Consider the following 231-nt stretch of genomic DNA (forward strand, 5'->3'; position numbering starts at 1 on the left):
CTGACGATGCGTGGGTTGGCGGATTGCCTGGGGCTCAGCCCAACCCCCGTGCGCGAGGCGGTGCGGCGGCTCAGCTCGGAACATGCGATACAGATCAAGGACAACCGGCGCATGACGGTGCCTTTGATGACGCTCGACCGCTTTGAAGAACTGGTTGCACTCCGCGTCGCGATTGAGGTCCATACAGCCAAGCGCGCGTTGCCTTACATGTCGGATGTCATCATCGAAAAG

At 60.6% G+C, this 231-nt stretch carries 1 protein-coding gene; it reads left to right on the forward strand.

The genetic code is table 11. The features are described from left to right. Positions 1–231, forward strand: a 231-nt coding sequence (locus SQ11_RS15745) for a GntR family transcriptional regulator (RefSeq protein ID WP_041515152.1), incomplete at both ends; no start/stop codon positions are given.

The organism is Nitrosospira sp. NpAV (assembly GCF_000832065.1).
Classification (GTDB): domain Bacteria; phylum Pseudomonadota; class Gammaproteobacteria; order Burkholderiales; family Nitrosomonadaceae; genus Nitrosospira.